Origin of the sequence: Limosilactobacillus vaginalis DSM 5837 = ATCC 49540 (assembly GCF_000159435.1) — a bacterium.
GTDB lineage: Bacteria > Bacillota > Bacilli > Lactobacillales > Lactobacillaceae > Limosilactobacillus > Limosilactobacillus vaginalis.
The window spans coordinates 1-241 of sequence record NZ_GG693461.1; the positions used below are offsets into that span (position 1 = coordinate 1).

Annotated in this window: 1 pseudogene; it reads right to left on the reverse strand. The window is 48.5% G+C overall.

What is annotated here, in order from left to right:
• Positions 1–241 (reverse strand): annotated as a pseudogene (locus HMPREF0549_RS09625) (hypothetical protein); the annotation flags it as partial.

Below are 241 nucleotides of genomic sequence, written 5' to 3' on the forward strand. Positions count from 1 at the left end.
ATAAATATACCGACTATTAAATGTCCGAATATCACTGCGATAACCCATTTGCTGAAACTGTTGGCGAATATAATCGGCAGATAACATTTCTGCAGGAGTTCCGGTCATGCGTCCCGGAAAGAAAGTAGCAATATGTCGTGCCTGAGTATTAGCAAAATCGCCAGGTTTAGGTGACGAGGCGTGTACGGGGAGAATAAAGCATACGCCGAGCGCCAGGGCAGCGGTACGGTGGCGCAATGCG